Origin of the sequence: Mycobacterium colombiense (genome assembly GCF_001672755.1) — a bacterium.
In the GTDB taxonomy this organism is placed as follows: domain Bacteria; phylum Actinomycetota; class Actinomycetes; order Mycobacteriales; family Mycobacteriaceae; genus Mycobacterium; species Mycobacterium colombiense_C.
Map to the genome: position 1 here is coordinate 1 of NZ_LZKI01000173.1, position 2,980 is coordinate 2,980.

General features: G+C 71.1%; 4 protein-coding genes. 3 read left to right on the forward strand and 1 reads right to left on the reverse strand.

The window, feature by feature from the left end:
* The 3 genes from A5708_RS22465 to A5708_RS26495 form a co-directional block, all read left to right on the forward strand.
* On the forward strand, positions 1-439 hold a 439-nt coding region (locus A5708_RS22465; protein ID WP_196772719.1), incomplete at its 5' end, for a TVP38/TMEM64 family protein.
* Positions 440-487: 48 nt separating this feature from the next.
* On the forward strand, positions 488-1,483 hold the full coding sequence (locus A5708_RS22470; protein WP_065030737.1) for a S1 family peptidase: 996 nt from the start codon (positions 488-490) through the stop codon (positions 1,481-1,483).
* Positions 1,484-1,630: 147 nt separating this feature from the next.
* Positions 1,631-1,873 carry a hypothetical protein gene (locus A5708_RS26495; RefSeq protein WP_081293049.1) on the forward strand — a complete coding sequence of 81 codons (243 nt, stop codon included), beginning with the start codon at positions 1,631-1,633 and terminating at the stop codon, positions 1,871-1,873.
* Positions 1,874-1,936: 63 nt separating this feature from the next.
* Here A5708_RS26495 and A5708_RS22475 read toward each other — a convergent pair.
* Positions 1,937-2,980 (reverse strand): sensor histidine kinase (locus A5708_RS22475; protein WP_065030738.1); only part of this gene is annotated, 1,044 nt, incomplete at its 5' end.

Here is a 2,980-nt window from a genome sequence, read left to right on the forward strand (position 1 = left end):
CACCGCGAGCGCGATGATCGCCCTGCTATTGGTGCGCGCGGCCGGGTGGCGGTTGAACCGCCTGGTGCGCCACCGATCCATCGACACGGTGGAAGAGCGCCTGCGACAACGGGGCTGGCTGGCCATCCTCTCGTTGCGGCTGATTCCCGCGGTGCCGTTCTCCGCCCTCAACTACGCGGCGGGCGCGTCGAGCGTGCGGGTGCTGCCCTACGGGGTGGCGACTCTGGTCGGGCTACTGCCGGGTACCACCGCCGTGGTGGTTCTCGGCGATGCGCTCGCCGGTCACATCAGCGCGCTGTTGTATCTGGTGTCGGCGGTTACGAGCGCGCTGGGACTGACGGGGCTGATCATCGAGATCCGGCACTTCCGTCGGCACCACCGCCGCGCGCGCCGTCACCTCGACGACGAACACTCCCCCGAACCGGCCGCCATCAGCTGATCACCCAACTTCGTCAGACCGCCGCGCGGTGCGCCAAAGATCGGTCTAATGGAGAGGGTGTACGCGATGGAGGTCGCGAGCTGGGGGACGCCGTACTCGCCAGCTCGTGCCGTCGCGCTGCCGCTGAGCGCCCTGGTGTTGGCGGTGCTCGCCGTGATGGGCTTCCTGCCCGGTCCGGCCGAGCGGCGTCGCAAGCCGAAGAGGAGCCTGTTCGCCGCCTTGGCCGTGCAGCCACGCCGCGCCAAGATCCACACCTCGTTGCTCGGCCTTGCGGTGGTGTGCAGCATCGCCGCACTGGTGGCGGCCGTCTGCTTGTTCCCCGGGACCGCCACTCCGGTGCAGCAGGCGGCGCCGTCTCCGCCGTCCGTCCTGGCACCGATCGATCTGCCCGGCGCCAGCGCCGCCGGCCCCGGCGCCGGAATTTATGTCGCCTACGCTGACGGTTCCGGCGGAATGGGCTGTACCGCAGGGTTTTTGGTGCGCACCAGCAGCGGCAGGACAGGGATCCTGACCGCCGGGCACTGCAATCGCCCCGGGGAACGCAGCAAGGTGACGATGAACCTGGGCGGCGTCCTGCCCTACGCGACGCTGGGCACCTTCACCGAGACGGTGAGCGAGGGAGTCCACGACGAACAGCACGACATCGGCCTGATCACGCTGGACGGTGACAACGTTCCCCAGTCCTCAGCGATCGCCTCGTCGTTGCCGGTCAGCGGTGTCGCCACCACCCTGCGGCTCGGCCAGCAGCTGTGCAAATTCGGCATGGGCTCCGGCGCGGACGCCTGCGGGCAGATCGTGCAGATCACCGGCAGCAAGGTCGTGTTCCTGGCGAGCGGCCAGTGCGGCGATTCGGGTGGCCCGGTGTATCTGTACGAAAAGGACGGCACCGTCAGCGCCGTCGGCATCCTCATCCGCGGCGGCGACCCCAAGACCCCTAAAGCCGGGTGCGCGGCACGGGCGAAATTCTCCGTCGCCGAGTTGGTGCGGCCCTGGCTGGATAAGTGGCGGCTGACGGCCGTGACCGCGCCGGCTTCCCCGCGCTGACGGGCTCTCGCTGAGCGGTTCCTGCCATCTTCAGGTCGGCTTCAGGCTGACTTCCTACGGTGCGGTGACCGGTAAATGCGGTGCGAGTAGCACGATTTCGCGCCGACCGGGTGAAGAAACCATCGACAGAGAGGATGGATGGGCCCAGTGAAGATCAAGCAAATGATCGCTGGTTCGTTGATCGCGGGAACCCTCGGGGTGGCCGCGGCCGGGATCGGTGCCGCGGTGGCGAGCGCGGATCCGCCGCCACCGCCGCCGGGGCCGGGGCAACCCTGGGGACCGGGTCCGGGTGGACCCGGCGGCCCGCCCCCGCCGGGCGGACCGTTCGCACCGCCGCCCCCCGGCGGTCCCGGTGGACAGTTCCGTCCCCCGCCACCGCCGGGGTTCTGATACCGGCCGTGCGCTAGCCGTGCCGGGCGGGGGCCGCCTCAGACGGGCGGCCACCGCCCGTCCTCATGCCCGCGGAAACGTGAGCCGAAACTGTGCGCCGCCCTGGTGCGGCAGGCAAACCAGGTCGCCGCCGTGGGCGCGCGCCAGCGCCCGCGCGATCGCCAGGCCGAGCCCCGCGCCGCCGTGGTCGCGGGCGCGACCGGGGTCCAGGCGCACCAGCCGCTCGAAGATGTTGTCCCGCTGGTCATCCGGAATGCCGGGGCCGGTGTCGGTGATGGTGATCTCCACGAGGCTCTCGGGGGCGCGAAGGTCGACGGTGATGGCTCCGCCGGCCGGTGTGTACCGGCGGGCGTTGTCGAGCAGGTTGGACACGATCTGCGACAGACGGGTCGCGTCGGCGTCCAGATGCAGTGTGGTCAAACCGGTGCGGGTGACGCTGACCTGTGGTGCCAGCATCGCGGCCCGGTCGGCCTCGCCGTCGAGCACGGCGGCCACGTCCACGTCGTGCAGCTCGAGCGCGAGCCCGGCGTCGATGCGGCTCAGGTCCAGCATGTCGGAGACGAGCCGTCCGGCCCGGCGAGCATCGGAGAGCAACAGGCTCGCCCGGCGGTATTGCCCGTCGTCGCGGTGTTCGGAGGCGCTGTGCGCGACCTGCTCGGCGGCGACCTGAATGCCGGCGATCGGGGTGCGCAACTCGTGGGCGGCGTCGACGAGAAATCGCCGGGTCGCAGTCTCCGCGCGCTGCGCGGTGTCGGCGGCGCGCCGGGCCCGGTGCTCGGACAGTTCTAGTGCGTCCAGCATGCCGTCGAAAGCGCTTGCGGCGCGGCCGAGTTCGGTGTCGGTGCGCTCCGGGTGCAGCCGTCGGCCGCGGTCCCCGGTGGTGATGGCGTTGGCCAGCGCGGTGAGCCGATCCAGCGGACGCAGCGCCGCCCGGCTGACCGCGATGAGTAGCAACGCCGCGAGCAGCAGGGTCACCAGGCCCGCCCCGATCATCAAGCCGCGCAACTGATGCGCGACCTGGGTGGCCTGCGTGGTGTCGGCGACCAGGATCAACCGGCTGCCATCGGGTAGCGGGTGCACGACGGCCGTCGCGGTCGCATCCGGCGG

Coding starts and splice junctions, on each gene's coding strand:
- A5708_RS22470 (WP_065030737.1), top strand. CDS start 488: ATGGAGAGGGTGTACGCGATGGAGGTCGCGAGCTGGGGGACGCCGTAC.